We start from the raw sequence: 13,472 nt of genomic DNA, 5'->3' as shown, positions 1-13,472 counted from the left end.
CGTCAGTTCTCCTGGGCACTCGCTGCGGCGCGGGCTGCGGCCGGCAGCGCGTCGAGGATACGGTTCACGGCCGTGTCGTCGTGGGCCGCGGACAGGAACCACGCCTCGAACGCACTCGGCGGCAGGTACACGCCCGCGTCCAGCATCGCGTGGAAGAACGCGGAGAAGCGGAACGCCTCCTGCGTGCGTGCCTGGTCGTAGTCGTGCACCGCACCGTCGGTGAAGAAGATCGAGAACATGTTCCCGGCGGTGGACACGGTGTGCGCCACGCCCTCCTTGGCCAGGGCGGCCGAGACCTCGGTACGCAGCGCGAGCGAGACCCGGTCCAGGTGCTTGTACACCGCCTCGGTGCAGTACCGCAGCGTGGTGACGCCGGCGGCGGTGGCGACCGGGTTCCCGGACAGCGTGCCGGCCTGGTAGACCGGACCGACCGGGGCCAGCCGGGACATCACGTCCGAGCGCCCGCCGAAGGCCGCGGCGGGGAACCCGCCGCCCATCACCTTGCCGAAGGTCATCAGGTCGGGCACCACGCCCTCCAGGCCGAACCAGCCCGCCTTGGACACCCGGAAGCCGGTCATCACCTCGTCGGAGACGAACAACGCGCCGTGCCGCTCGCACAGCGCCTTGAGCCCCGCGTTGAAGCCCGGACGCGGGGTGACCACGCCCATGTTGCCGGGCGCGGCCTCGGTGATCACGCAGGCGATGTCGTCGCCGTTCACGGCGAACGCCGACTCGACGGCGGCCAGGTCGTTGTACGGGAGCACGATCGTGTCGGCGGCCGAGGCGCCGGTCACCCCGGGCGTGTCGGGCAGCGCGAAGGTGGCCAGGCCGGAGCCGGCGGAGGCCAGCAGCGCGTCCACGTGACCGTGGTAACACCCGGCGAACTTGATCACCTTGGCCCGGCCGGTGAAGCCGCGGGCGAGGCGGATCGCGGACATGGTGGCCTCGGTGCCGGAGCTGACCAGGCGGACCTGCTCGACCGGGGCGACCCGGGAGACGATCTCCTCGGCGAGTTCGACCTCGCCGGCGCCGGGTGTGCCGAAGGACGTGCCGCGCGCGACCGCCTCGCGGACGGCCTCCTGCACCGCGGGGTGCGCGTGGCCGAGGATCATCGGGCCCCACGAACACACCAGGTCCACGTATTCGCGGCCGTCCGCGTCGGTCAGGTACGGACCTCGGCCCGAGACCATGAAGCGGGGCGTGCCGCCGACCGCGCGAAAGGCGCGCACCGGCGAGTTGACGCCGCCGGGGGTGACGGCCTGCGCACGCGCGAACAGGGCGGCGGAGGCGGGTGCGGGGTTCTCGTTGACAGAGCTCACCCGGTCATGCTCTCAAACAAATCGGGCACGTTCGTCGTCGCCGGCCGCGCGGCGTCGAAGGCTCCGGACGCCGGGCACCGGGGTGCCCGGGTGGACCAACCGCATGGGCGCCGGGGAGGGTGTGCACGGATTCGCGTTGGTTCCCGGGGATCCGGCAACCGAAACCGGGGGCCGGGAGCAGTATGATCGGGCCACCCGGACCCGTGCCCACGGGTGAGGCATGTCCGGCGGGGTGCAGCACGACGATCGGGGTGCGCGCGTGGCGGCGAGAACACGTCGGGGTGGGCGGTCCGGGCGACACCACCGGATAGCCGGCGGTCTCGGACCGGTGCTGGCGACGCTGCTGTTGCTGGCCGGGACGGCCGCATGCAGCGACGGAGACTCGGACGACGGCGGTACGACGGGGCTGCGCGGCGCCCTGGACGCGGTGCGGGACGACGCGTCCACCCGAGGATGGTTCGAGTACGGCGACACGGCCGCGCTCACCAAGGCCAACGGCGGCGCCACCCCCACCGGGCCCTACGGCACGCTGATCGGGATCGGTTCGCCCGATCTGGGCGGACTGCGCGAACAGGTGGCTCCGGCCCTGGGTTTCGACCCGACCAAGGCGCGCGAGGCCTGGTCGGCCGGCCGACCGCCGTTCCAGGGCGGGGTGTTCGTCGGCGGCTTCGACAAGAAGACCGTGCTCGGCAAGCTGCAGGCCCTGGGCGCCAAGCCGGATCCGGCCGCGCCGAGTGCACAACGGCTGCGCGGCGACAACGAGTTGGGCCTGGACGACGCGCTGGCCCAGAAACTGCCGCTGGGCAGCAACCACTTCAACGTGATCCGGGTCGCCGACCGGCAGATCGGCTACGGCTCGACGCTCCAGGGCGCCGACCTCACCCGCGGCGGTGGCCGACTCGGCGCGGACCCGACCGTGCGCGCCCTGGCGGACTGCCTGGACAAGCCGCTGGTCGCGGTGCTCACCGATCGGGCCGCCGGCGGCGAGAGTGCGAACGGGCCCAGGATCGCGGTCGGGGTGACCGGCAAGGCCGGCGCGCCGGGAACCGACGTGCTGTGTGTGGCGACCGGGTCGGAACCGGCCGCCCGGGCCGAGGCCGATCGACTGCGCACCCTGTTCTCCGGCGGCGGCACCACCGCGGCGGGTGTGCCGTGGAACGCGGTCCTGACCGACGTACGCTCGACGGTGGTCGGCACGAACGTGGCGAAGATCACCGCGCGTTCGGCCGGTTCGGTGCGAACGGGCGTATTCGTCAAGGCGTTGAACGACATGTCGCTCGGCCAAACCTTCTCGGGCGGGCCGCCTGGCCGGGAGTCCTGACGCATGCCGGGGCGGGACCGGTTCCGAGTGGTGCACACCTGTTACCCAACCGCGGTACGGAATGCCCGGATGACCTGCGACGATCTTCAACGAGTCCCCTCGATCACCGACCAGACCGAGACAAGCGAGCAGGGAGCGATGGCGTCGGGCGCCACGGGTGTGCGCACGTGTCACGGAGCCGACCTTGGTCGGGAGGTGCACACGTGGGCGTGACATATGAGTACTTCGGCGCACCCGATCGCGCGACCGCGGCGCGGGTGCCTCCGCTGATCGATCCGACCGACACGGTGGAACGTCCCAGCAATTCCTATGTGTCGTTCGTGAAACCGGAGACGGTCAGCGCCATGGTGCTGTCGCTGCTCGGGGACACCCCGCAGGACGCGACGCCGCCGCTGGAGTTGGTCGTGCTGCATCCCGCGCACGCGGTGATGCAGTTGCCGCCGATGTTGATGGACGTGCTGCGCAACGCGACCGAGGAGGAGCTGGGCGCGGCGGCCTTCATCTGGTCGACCTTCCCGGACCGGCGGGTGCCGCGCGACGCGTATCTGCTCTACCGGATGCTGCACGACTGGACCAAGTTCGCCCGCGAACTGCACCACGCCGGGCACCAGTTGTACTGCCTGATGCACTCGTGACGCGGTCGGCCCGGAGTGCCGGCGCCGACCCTTTCTCGATTAACCCACTTGAGTTATTAACCCACGCGGTTTAACGTGCGGTCCATGACAGGGACGCACGGCGCTCCGGCGTCGGACCGCGGTGCCGGCGCACGCCTTCTGATGATCGAAGCCGCGGAACGGCTGTTCGCCGAACGCGGCATCAACGGGGTGTCGCTGCGCGAGATCGGTGCCCAGGCCGGGCAGCGCAACACCGCCGCGGCGCGCTACCACTTCGGGTCCAAGGAGACCCTGGTGGACGCGGTCTTCCGGCATCGCATGGAGCCGGTGAACGCACGACGTCTGGCGATGCTGGACGAACTCGACCGGGCCGGGGGCGGACACGACGCCCGAGGTCTGATCGAGGCGTTCCTCTACCCACTCGCCGACACGCTGGGCGAGCCCGGCAAGCCCAGTTGGTACCTGCGCTTTTGCCTGCACGCCGCCTTCCTGGAGGGCACCGTGGTGCGCGACCTGGCCCGCGAGGAGTGGACGCGCGGGATGCACACCGTGCGCGAGCGCATGCTCGGCCTGCTGGCCGAGTTGCCCGCCCGGATCCGGGACGAGCGCTGGGTACTGCTGTCGTCCTACCTCACGCACGCACTCGCCGACCGCGAGATGGCGCTGCACCACCCCGGTCGGCGTACCCCGACCGATCGGGACGTCTTCCTGGCGGGCCTGACCGACACCGCCGTCGCCCTCTTCCTGGCCCCGGTCTCCGCTCGGACCGAGGCCGCGATCGAACAATCCCCCTAGGTTCCGCCCGGTGCGGAACCTCGCCTGGCTCTGGAGGTTCGGCAATGACGAGCACCATCGATCAGCCCACCTACGAGGACCCCACCCCCGCCTCGGCCGCCGCGCTGGGCCTGGAGGTCCGGCCGATGGCCGGGCACATCGGCGCGGAGATCTTCGGCGTCGACCTCACCCGACCGCTTTCCGACGACGTGGTCGCCGAGATCCGCGCCATCTGGCTGAAGTGGAAGGTGGTCTTCTTCCGCGACCAGCACCTGACCCAGGAGCAGCACAAGGCGTTCGGCCTGCGGTTCGGCGAACTCGCGCCGGGACACCCGACGTTGCCCGCCGCGTTCCCCGAACACCCGGAGATCCTGCTGCTCGACAACCAGCAGATGGGCACGGGCGGCGGCGGCGGCTTCGTGGAGAGCCGCTGGCACACCGACGTGACCTTCATTCCCGATCCGCCGACCGCGTCCATCCTGCGCGGAGTGATCGTGCCGCCCTACGGCGGCGACACCCAGTGGGCCAACCTGGCGCTGGCCTACGAGCGGCTGTCCGATCCGCTCAAGGACCTGCTCGACGGGCTGCACGCGGTGCACCACAACTCGCTGCCGATCAAGCGCGGCGAACTGCCGGGCAAGCTCGCGAAGCAGTTCCTCGGCGAGGGTCTGCGCGCGGTGCATCCGGTGGTGCGCGTGCACCCGGAGACCGGCGAGAAGGTGCTGTTCGTCAACCCGAACTTCACCAGCCACATCCTCGAACTGACCCGGCAGGAGGGCGCGCACATATTGGAAATGCTCTACGCGCACATCGCCGACGCGGAGTTCAGCGTGCGGTTCCGCTGGCAGCCGGGCAGCATCGCGTTCTGGGACAACCGGGCGACGGTGCATCTGGTACCCACGGACGTCCCGCCGGGCATGCGCCGTTCGATGCAGCGGGTGACCCTGCAGGGCGCCAATTCGGTCGGCCCGGACGGCGCCGAGTCCTACGCCCTGGAGGCCTGACCACCCCCGGAATCCCCGATCGACCCGGTCCGCCCGGATCCGACGCTCCCGCACCGGAGGGGGCGTCGGATCCGCCGGTCGGACATCGGTGCGGGGGCTTGTCGGGTCGGCCGATTCGACGGGATGCTGTTCTCCGGGTGGCGATTGTGCACCACCCGTTCTGCGTCCTCGCTGGATGCGAGATCGCTGCCGACAGCCTTTGGGGGGCGGCCGATGGGTACACGGGACCCGATGTTCCAGGGGCGCAGGCTCCGGGCACTTCTGCGTCAGACGCGTGAAGCCCGCGGCTTCATCCAACGCGACGTCGCGCAGGAAATGGACTGGTCGCTCTCCAAGTTGATCCGCATCGAGACCGGTCAGGTCAACGTCTCCACCACCGACCTGAAGGCGCTGCTCCAGCACTACGGCGTCGTCGAGCCCAGCCGGGTCGCCGAGTTCATCGACATGGCGAAGGCGTCGAAGCAACGCAGTTGGTGGTACGCGTACCGAAACATGCTCGACACCGAGGCGAAGGTGTTCCTCGGCTACGAGTCCTCGGCCACCGTCATCCGCAACTTCGAACCGCTGCTGATCCCCGGCCTGTTACAGACGGAGGAGTACGCGCACGAGGTGCTCCGGATACTCAATCCTCCCGACTTCCCCGTCGACGAGATGCTCGCGCTGCGCATGGAGCGTCAGGAGCGGCTGATCCGCCCGGACGGACCCACACTGCACTTCATCGTCGACGAGAGCGTGATGCACCGCGCGGTCGCCGGCCCGGCCGTCATGCGCCACCAGATCCGCCGCATGCGCGAGTTGGTGGACTGGCCGACGATCACGCTGCGCGTGGTCCCGTTCTCGGCCGGCCTGTACTCCCGGGCCCGGATCGCCTATCAGCTCATGGAGTTCCCCGACCTGGAGGACGAGGCGGTCCTGTTCATCGAGAACCCCTCGGGCGACATCATCATTCGCGAGGGCAACCCGGAGGATCCGCCGACCGTCTCGCCGCTCTCCTACCTGGAGACGTTCTGGGGTCTGGAACAGCTCGCCTCGCGAGACGCGGCGCCGGCCGCCCTGGACGCCGCGCTCGAACGCTTCGCACCCGGTTCGACACCATCGCTCACCACCGTCGCCGAGTGATGCGGAACGGTGCGGACACGCATCCGTGCCGGCAGCGGGCCGGCCGACCGACTGACTGACTGCACGCGCGCTGCCAGGATGCGAGTTGAATACATCCCAAGAGCCACTTGGCTGATTGCCTCTCCCTGCGCATAATGGCAGTTGAGTACCCGTTGCTCGATGTCGATGAGCAGTACGGTTTCGCGGCGGCCACCGCGGGCCTTTGAGCGAGTTGTTCCGAAGTCGGATTTCACGACTTATCGGGGCAACTCGTTCTTTTTTGTCTGCTCCCTCACGCACGGCGGAGTCGGCCGACTCTGGCGGAAGCGGACATCTCCATGCACAATCACAGTTGAGGGCATTAACGCCGTCCACCCCGCCCCTGCACGGTACACACCGTCGGCATGAAAGGACGCTTGATCAGGGAAAGGAGGTGAACTCGTGCAGGACGACTTCGAGAGGATGCTTCGCGTGATCTTTCTGCTGGTAGCCGTGGCCGCGGTCACAGCAGGAGCGCTTTACTACACGCTTCGCGCCGCCGGACTGCTCACCCTCATCGGGTAACGGATACGACTCACCCCGGGCCTTCGGCCCATTCATCAGCGGCCTGCCGTCCGGCAGGCCGCCTCGTCCGTCGGAGTGTCGTCGGGCCTGCGGCGTACCGATCCGGTCAATCCGGGATTCGGCCGGTGGCATGGAGAAACGATCCCCATGATCGGGCCCCGAAGGCCAGCCGCGGCGCAGGTGCCTTCGAGTCCCTGACCTGGACCTTGTCGTCCCGCCTGGCCTCGACACAGTTGGTGTTCGCGCTCGCGCTGCTCTTGCGCCACGCACGCCCCAGCGGATCGAACTCCGCCATGACTTGCCTCCGAATAGGGCCGATGGAAATAGGAAAGCCGCCGACCGGATGATTCCGTGCAGGGTCGACACCTCTGCGGGTTGACCGACTTCGAGGGCGTGCGCATATCCTAGCGCCCGATCTCGGCCGCACGTGAAATCCGACCGCACCCATCCGTATGAAATCGAGAGCTGTCGCCTGGCGAATTGCCAGGTGGCGGATTGCCCTGTCGCTCACTCGTTCGCAGCATTCCCGACCCGCCCGGATATGACCGATGAACGAGAGAGGCGAAAGCCGTGAATTCGGAACATCAGGGTCCGGATCCGTTCTTTCCCAGTCGATCCCGGAGGCTGTCGACCAATCGGAGGAACGGGTCCGTGGGCGGAGCCTTGGGCGGATCGATCACCGTCTCCCGGACCACCGCCACCACCGGGCCGTTGCGCACGATGCCGAAGTCCACGTACTGGTCCAGGTCGCCGTTGATCACCCCCTGGGTGCGCCACGCGTCGCCGGACCGGTCCAGCGCTTCGATCCGGGGCCGACCGTCCGCCGCGGGGTTGGGCTGGTTGGTGGGACACGAGCCCGCCATGCCGCCGGTGAAGTCGGTGGCCGCCAGCTCGGCCGTGTGCTCGTCCGGGTAGCGGACCAGGACGACCAGTCCGCCGCCCTGCCCGGCGTGGTTGAACACGCGCTCCTGCGCCTCCACCGCGCCGAGCCCGGAGATGGTCTGCGTCGCACACGGACCCAGGCTCTCGGTCAGCGCCTGCCGGGTCTCCGTCACGCGCCAGTTCTCGTACACCCCGGCCACCACCGGAAACTCCTGCACGCTCGGGTAGAGCGCGTCGCTCAGCACCGGGGCGAGGGTGGTGTTCACCGGGCTCACCGGCGGCTGCGACGCGGCGGCCTCCCGGTGCGGCGGGGGACCGTCGTCGGACTCGATGCCCACCAGGGTCGCCCCGCCGGTGATCAGCACGAGGGAGGCGGCGCCGATCAGGGCCCGGTTGCGCAGGCGCCGGCGGCGGACCGCCTTGTGTATGCCGGCGACGGGCGGCAGCGGGACTCGTGGGGCGAGGTGCACGACGAGTTCACGAAAACGCTCGTCGAGTCGCTCCACGTCGTGGTCGTCGTCTGCGTGCTCAGGGCTGTGCCGCATGTCCGAACTCGCCGTTCCCCACTCGACCGGGCATCTGTGGCCCGGCAGGCCGTTCCGCATTCGACAGGTGTTCAGTTTGACGTATGGGCCGCGCGCGATGGTTCCCGGCCGGTCGGGCGCTCATCCCGTCTTGCGGGTGAGCGTGCCCCGCGAGGTCGAGGTCAGCAGGCCGTCGCCCGGCGCGACGTAGGACATGGTGTTCGAGGTCAACGACTTGAGCTCGATGTCGCCGTCCGCGCAGCCCCCATTGCGGGTCAGGTGGCTGGTCAATCGCACGCCGGTGTCCGCCGAGACCGCGAGCAGTTCCAGGTCGGCCTCGCAGTCGGCCTTCTCGCCGAGCTGCCCGGTGGAGGTGAGCAGGCTGATGCCGACCTTCTTGTCGCCCACCTTCCCACCCGTCAACGTCACGGTGACCTGGGAGACACTGCCCAGATCGGAGTGCATGGTCCCGGACCAGGTGCCCCGGTATACCTGCGGCAGCGTGCCCGGGCCGCTGCTCGGTCCCCCGGAGGCCTGCGGGCTCCCATCGGCCGACGGCGACTGGTGGCCCTCGCCGGAAGCCACGCGATCCGGGTGGTGTTCGTCGCCCTCCCACGGCCGCATCAGCACGAGGACGACGGCGCCCGCGATCAGCACGGCGGCCAGCGGATACACCCACGTGCGCCGCCACCACGGGCGCTGTGTCGGAGCCGGCGGCGGCGCGTACGTCTCGGGTGCCGCGCCTGCGGGCGCTGCGGCGACGGCCGCGGGGGCCGGAGGCTGCGGGGGCGCGGCGCCCGGCGGGATCTCCGAGGGGCGGGGCGGCGGGGTCGCGGGGTCGGGCGGGGCCTCCGCCGGGTGGGGCGGCGCGGTCGCCTCGGTCGGGCGGTCGTCCCACGTGGGCGCGCCGGTGCCCGCGGACACGAACGAGCCCGCGTCCGGCGCGCCGTCGTCGTCGAGTTCGAGCAGTTCGACCGCGCGCCGCGACAGCGCGGTGGTCAGGTCCGGCGGCAGCCAGTTGCCCGCCACCAGGTCGCTCGTACCCTCCGGCGCCAGCGCGGCGAGCAGCTCGGCCGGGGTGGGTCGGGAGGCCGCGTGCTTGGTCATGCACGCGCCGACGATCTCGCGCAGGGCGGCCGGCAGCTCGTCCAGGCGCGGCTCCTGCGCGACGATCCGATACATCAGCGCCTGTCCGCTGCCCTCGCCGAACGGTCCCGTCCCGGTCGCGGCGAACACCAGCACCGAGCCGAGCGAGAACACGTCGCTGGGCGGCCCGACGTCGCGCCCGTCGACCTGCTCGGGCGACATGAACCCGGGCGAGCCGACGGTGTGCCCGGTCCGGGTGAGCACCGAGGCGTCCATCGCGCGCGAGATGCCGAAGTCGATCACGCGCGGGCCGTCCAGGGACAGCAGCACGTTCGACGGTTTGATGTCCCGGTGCACCAGGCCGGCGTCGTGCACCGCGATCAACGCCTCGGCCAGGCCCGCGCCGAGGGTGCGCACGGTCTCCCGGGGCAGCGGTCCGCGCCCGGCCACCGCCTCGTAGACGCTGGGTCCGGCGACGTATCCGGTGACCACCCACGGCGTGCGGGCCTCGGTGTCGGCGTCCAGCACCGACGCGGTCCAGGCACCGCCGACCCGCCGTGCGGCGTCCACCTCGCGGCGGAACCGCTCGCGGAAACCGGGATCGTCGGCCCACTCGGCGCGGACCACCTTGATCGCGACGATCCGACCACCCCGGTTGCGCCCGAGGTAGACCCGACCCATGCCGCCCGCCCCCAGCACGCGGAGCACCCGGTAGCCGCCGATTTGCCGCGGGTCCTCGGGCTCCAGCGGTTTCACAGGACATCCCCCTCGTCATCCGGCAGTTGGCCAGAGAATACGCGGCTGTCCGCATTTGGGGGGTCCCGGACGGCCGGTCCGGACCGGATCCGAGGTGCTTCCCTCGGACCGGGTCCGGGCCGGCGGGCGGAGGGTGGTCGGTCGGGGGTCGCTTGGTCGGGTGGGGAGTCGAGCGGGCGGCTCAGAACTCGACGGGCAGCGCGATCAGACCGCGGATGAAGGACGACGGGCCGTGTGTCAACTCGGCGTCGGGGGCCAGGCGCAGGTCGGGCAGCCGGCGCAGCAGTTCCTCGAAGGCGACCCGGATCTCCAGGCGGGCCAGCGAGGAGCCGAGGCAGAAGTGCGGCCCGGTACCGAACGCGATGTGCGGGTTGGGGGTGCGGAAGGCGTCGAAGCGCTCCGGCTCGGCGAACACCTCGGCGTCGCGATTGGCCGCCCCGTAGAGCATCATCACGGTCGAGTCGGCCGGGATCACGGTGCCGTGCAGCTCCACGTCACGTGTCGTGTGCCGGGCCATGTTGACCACCGGCGACACCCAGCGCAGCGATTCCTCGACGGCCGACGGGATCAGCGTCGGGTCCTCGCGCAGCCGGGCGAGTTGGTCCGGGGCGGCCAGGAGCGCGGCGATCCCGCCGGAGATCACATTGCGCGTGGTCTCGTTGCCGCCCACGAGCAGCAGCAGGGATTCGCCGATCAGCTCGTCGAAGGACAACTTCTCACCGTCGATCTCGGCGCCGACCAGGATTCCGATCAGGTCGTCGGAGGGGGTCTTGCGGCGGTCCTCGATCACCTGCGTGGTGTAGGCGACGTATTCGGCGAACGCCTCGCCCGCCTTGTGGCTGAGCTCGCCGCCGTCGGAGAGCATCACCATCACGTCGGCCCAGTGCTGGAGCTGGTCGCGGTGCTCGGCGCCGACCCCGAGCAGTTCGCCGATGAGCGTCATCGGCAGCGGCGCGGAGAACTGCCGGACCAGGTCGGCGCTGCGGCCGCCCGCGATCATCGCGTCGATCAGCGCGGTGACGATGTCCCGGACGTGCTCCTCCATCGCGGCGATCTGCCGGGGGGTGAAGCCCTTGGAGACCAGCTTGCGGCGGCGGTAGTGGGTCGGGTCGTCGGAGTCGATCATCGAGGGCTGCGGGTAGCCGATCGGACGCGAGCCCTTGGCCGAGGAGAACAGTTCGGGGTTGCGCTCGGCCCAGGCCAGGTCGGCGTGCCGGCTCAGGCCCCAGACGCCGGCGCGCTCGCTGTGGTAGACGGGCGCGTGCTCGCGCAGCCAGGCGTAGTCGGCGAAGGGGTCACCGGCGTACCAGTCCCGGTCGAGCAGGTGGATGTCGCGGGTCGTGGGAGCCGTCATGGCAAGCCTCCGGGATGATCAGGTGTCGAGCGGGACGAAGAGTCGGACGGCGGTACGCATCAGGTCCTGCACCTCGTCGAGCGCGCGGCCGCGCGCGGTGAGGCTGACCAGGCCGGAGAGCAGGACGTGGCCGAGCACCGTCTCGATGTCGCGCCGCCGGTCCGCCTCGGCGCCCTCCCCGCCGTCGGGCGTTTCGCCGAAGGCCAGGCCGGTGATCCGGTGGATGCTCTGGTGGAACGTCTCCTGGGACTGGCCGGCGGACGGGTCCGGCGCGGTCGCGGCCTGCACCACGGCCTCGGTCAGCAGCCGGTTCTCCGCGCTGACCTCGACGATCCGGCACAACAGCGCGGCCAGTCGCCCGGCCGGGTCCGCGGGCAGCGGCCGGGCCGCGAGCTCGTCGGCGAGTTCGCCGATCCACAGCGCGGACACCTCGCTCAGCAGGTGGTTCTTCGAGGTGAAGTAGCGGTACACGGTGGCCCGGGCCACCCCCGCGCGGTCCGCGACGTCATGCATCGTCACGGCCGCGTAGCCGCCCTCCAGGGCGAGGTCGCACGCGGCGCGCACCAGCCGCTCGCGCCGGGCCTGTTGGTCGCGGGTGAGCGATCTGGTGAGGGTGATCGTCGAACTCGTGCGGGGTTCGGCCACGGGAGAGAGCCTGTCCTCTGGGTCGCGCTTCGGGCTGGGTGCCGTGGGCTTGATGCGGGGCCGGTGCGGGGTCGGGTGCTCGGGACACTGCGGTCCCGGGCGGTGCGCCGACTCGTTCCGCGGTGATCTTGCCTACGGATGAGACGGAAGTCTAGTCTGACGTCTCGTCAGATTTAGTGAGAACGTGTTTCAGTAATTTCGGGGCCCGATCGATCGCCGGAGACGCCGTGACCGCCAGAAAAGGACCCCTCGCAGGCATTCGCGTGGTGGAGTTCGTCGGCCTCGGGCCGGGCCCGTTCTGCGGGATGCTGCTCGCCGACCTGGGCGCCGAGGTGCTGCGCGTGGACCGCGCGGACGAGGCCCGCAAGGGCTTCGCGAAGCCGCCGCGCAACCCGATGAACCGGGGCAAGCACTCGATCGCGGTCGACCTCAAGCACCCGGACGGGGTCGAGCTCGCACTGCGCCTGCTCGCCGACGCCGATGCGCTGATCGAGCCGTTCCGGCCCGGCGTGATGGAACGCCTGGGCCTGGGTCCCGACGTGGTCGCCGCGCGCAACCCGCGGCTCGTGTACGGCCGGCTCACCGGCTGGGGACAGACCGGGCCGCTCGCGTCGGCGGCCGGACACGACATCGACTACATCGCGCTGGCCGGGATGCTGGAGCCGATCGGCCGAGCCGGCCAACCGCCGAGCATTCCGCTCAACCTGATCGGCGACTTCGGCGGCGGCGGCCTGCTGCTCGCCTTCGGCCTGGTCGCGGCGCTGCTGGAGGCCGCCCGCTCGGGGCAGGGCCAGGTGGTGGACGCGGCGATGATCGACGGCGCCGCCGCGCTGGGTGCGACCTGGTTCACCATGGGTGCCGCCGGGATGCTCGGCCCGCGCGGGACCAACATGCTCGACGGCGGGGCGCCGTTCTACGACGTGTACGAGACCGAGGACGGCAAGTACGTCGCGGTCGGCGCGATCGAGCCGAGGTTCTGGGCCGAGCTGATCCATCGGCTCGGGCTGGCCCGGGAGCCGGTGTTCGCCGACTTCGCCAAGCAGCACGACCCGGCGCACTGGCCCGCGATGAAGGCCCGACTCGCCGAGGTGTTCGTGGGCCGCAGCCGGGATGCGTGGTGTGCGCTCCTGGAGGGCACCGAGACCTGCTTCGCGCCGGTGCTCTCCCCCGGCGAGGCGCCGACCCATCCGCACCACGTCGAGCGCGGCACCTTCCTGCACGCCGACGGCCTGCCCGAACCGGCCCCCGCACCGCGCTTCTCCCGTACGCCCGCCGCCGTGCCGGACCGGCCCGTGCACCCGGGCCCGGCCGCGAAGGGTGGCGACACCGACGCGGCACTGGCCGGGTGGGGCCTGGAGGCGGCCGAGATCGAGGGCCTGCGGGACGCGGGCGCGATCGTCTGACCCCGCATCACCACCGGCACGAACGCCAGGCATCAGGCATCAGGCATCAGGCATCAGGCATCAGGCATCAGGCATCAGGCATCAGGCATCAGGCATCAGGCATCAGGCATCAGGCATCAGGCATCAGG

The 13,472-nt window shown here is 70.8% G+C and carries 13 protein-coding genes; 7 read left to right on the top strand and 6 right to left on the bottom strand.

The window, feature by feature from the left end:
• Window positions 1-2 precede the first annotated feature (2 nt).
• A complete protein-coding gene (hemL, locus tag ACFZBU_RS29200; protein WP_391586662.1) occupies window positions 3-1,319 on the bottom strand; it encodes a glutamate-1-semialdehyde 2,1-aminomutase in 1,317 nt (438 codons plus the stop codon).
• A gap of 328 nt (window positions 1,320-1,647) precedes the next feature.
• On the opposite strand from hemL, the gene ACFZBU_RS29195 reads away from it, so the two are divergent.
• The 6 genes from ACFZBU_RS29195 to ACFZBU_RS29170 all read left to right on the top strand — a co-directional run bounded on the left by ACFZBU_RS29195 (window position 1,648) and on the right by ACFZBU_RS29170 (window position 6,694).
• Complete coding sequence (locus ACFZBU_RS29195) at window positions 1,648-2,640, top strand: hypothetical protein (protein WP_391586661.1); 993 nt, start codon at window positions 1,648-1,650, stop codon at window positions 2,638-2,640.
• 203 nt (window positions 2,641-2,843) lie between these two features.
• Entirely contained in the window at window positions 2,844-3,275 is a 432-nt protein-coding gene (locus ACFZBU_RS29190; RefSeq protein ID WP_020556484.1) for a hypothetical protein, read from the top strand.
• 84 nt (window positions 3,276-3,359) lie between these two features.
• Window positions 3,360-4,049 (top strand): TetR family transcriptional regulator, encoded by a 690-nt coding sequence (locus ACFZBU_RS29185; protein ID WP_391586660.1) that lies wholly within the window; start codon window positions 3,360-3,362, stop codon window positions 4,047-4,049.
• 44 nt (window positions 4,050-4,093) lie between these two features.
• Complete coding sequence (locus ACFZBU_RS29180) at window positions 4,094-5,032, top strand: TauD/TfdA dioxygenase family protein (protein WP_391586659.1); 939 nt, start codon at window positions 4,094-4,096, stop codon at window positions 5,030-5,032.
• 213 nt (window positions 5,033-5,245) lie between these two features.
• Window positions 5,246-6,151, top strand: coding sequence for a helix-turn-helix domain-containing protein (locus tag ACFZBU_RS29175; RefSeq protein ID WP_391586658.1), 906 nt, complete (start codon window positions 5,246-5,248; stop codon window positions 6,149-6,151).
• 420 nt (window positions 6,152-6,571) lie between these two features.
• A complete protein-coding gene (locus ACFZBU_RS29170; protein WP_020556480.1) occupies window positions 6,572-6,694 on the top strand; it encodes a hypothetical protein in 123 nt (40 codons plus the stop codon).
• A gap of 106 nt (window positions 6,695-6,800) precedes the next feature.
• On the opposite strand, the gene ACFZBU_RS29165 is transcribed toward ACFZBU_RS29170, so the two are convergent.
• The 5 genes from ACFZBU_RS29165 to ACFZBU_RS29145 all read right to left on the bottom strand — a co-directional run bounded on the left by ACFZBU_RS29165 (window position 6,801) and on the right by ACFZBU_RS29145 (window position 11,941).
• Entirely contained in the window at window positions 6,801-6,989 is a 189-nt protein-coding gene (locus ACFZBU_RS29165; protein ID WP_391586657.1) for a DUF397 domain-containing protein, read from the bottom strand.
• Between the two features lie 289 nt (window positions 6,990-7,278).
• Window positions 7,279-8,121 carry a hypothetical protein gene (locus tag ACFZBU_RS29160; RefSeq protein WP_391586656.1) on the bottom strand — a complete coding sequence of 281 codons (843 nt, stop codon included), beginning with the start codon at window positions 8,119-8,121 and terminating at the stop codon, window positions 7,279-7,281.
• Window positions 8,122-8,241: 120 nt separating this feature from the next.
• Complete coding sequence (locus tag ACFZBU_RS29155; protein ID WP_391586655.1) at window positions 8,242-9,942, bottom strand: serine/threonine-protein kinase; 1,701 nt, start codon at window positions 9,940-9,942, stop codon at window positions 8,242-8,244.
• Between the two features lie 181 nt (window positions 9,943-10,123).
• A complete protein-coding gene (locus tag ACFZBU_RS29150) occupies window positions 10,124-11,296 on the bottom strand; it encodes a cytochrome P450 (RefSeq protein ID WP_391586654.1) in 1,173 nt (390 codons plus the stop codon).
• 18 nt (window positions 11,297-11,314) lie between these two features.
• On the bottom strand, window positions 11,315-11,941 hold the full coding sequence (locus ACFZBU_RS29145; protein ID WP_391586653.1) for a TetR/AcrR family transcriptional regulator: 627 nt from the start codon (window positions 11,939-11,941) through the stop codon (window positions 11,315-11,317).
• A 227-nt stretch (window positions 11,942-12,168) separates the two neighbouring features.
• Here ACFZBU_RS29145 and ACFZBU_RS29140 point away from each other — a divergent pair, with 227 nt between their 5' ends.
• Window positions 12,169-13,344: a CaiB/BaiF CoA transferase family protein gene (locus tag ACFZBU_RS29140; protein ID WP_391586652.1), complete on the top strand. Its 1,176-nt coding sequence runs from the start codon at window positions 12,169-12,171 to the stop codon at window positions 13,342-13,344.
• Window positions 13,345-13,472: the final 128 nt, after the last annotated feature.

Source organism: Embleya sp. NPDC008237, from assembly GCF_042956465.1.
GTDB lineage: Bacteria > Actinomycetota > Actinomycetes > Streptomycetales > Streptomycetaceae > Embleya.
Note: the sequence above shows the minus strand (reverse complement) of the source record. Positions and strands in the feature narration are given on the sequence as shown.

Bases quoted from the DNA above. Each gene is read 5' to 3' on its own strand.
- ACFZBU_RS29185 (WP_391586660.1), top strand. From the start codon at position 3,360: ATGACAGGGACGCACGGCGCTCCGGCGTCGGACCGCGGTGCCGGCGCA.
- ACFZBU_RS29180 (WP_391586659.1), top strand. From the start codon at position 4,094: ATGACGAGCACCATCGATCAGCCCACCTACGAGGACCCCACCCCCGCC.
- ACFZBU_RS29175 (WP_391586658.1), top strand. From the start codon at position 5,246: ATGGGTACACGGGACCCGATGTTCCAGGGGCGCAGGCTCCGGGCACTT.
- ACFZBU_RS29165 (WP_391586657.1), bottom strand. From the start codon at position 6,989: ATGGCGGAGTTCGATCCGCTGGGGCGTGCGTGGCGCAAGAGCAGCGCG.
- ACFZBU_RS29160 (WP_391586656.1), bottom strand. From the start codon at position 8,121: ATGCGGCACAGCCCTGAGCACGCAGACGACGACCACGACGTGGAGCGA.
- ACFZBU_RS29150 (WP_391586654.1), bottom strand. From the start codon at position 11,296: ATGACGGCTCCCACGACCCGCGACATCCACCTGCTCGACCGGGACTGG.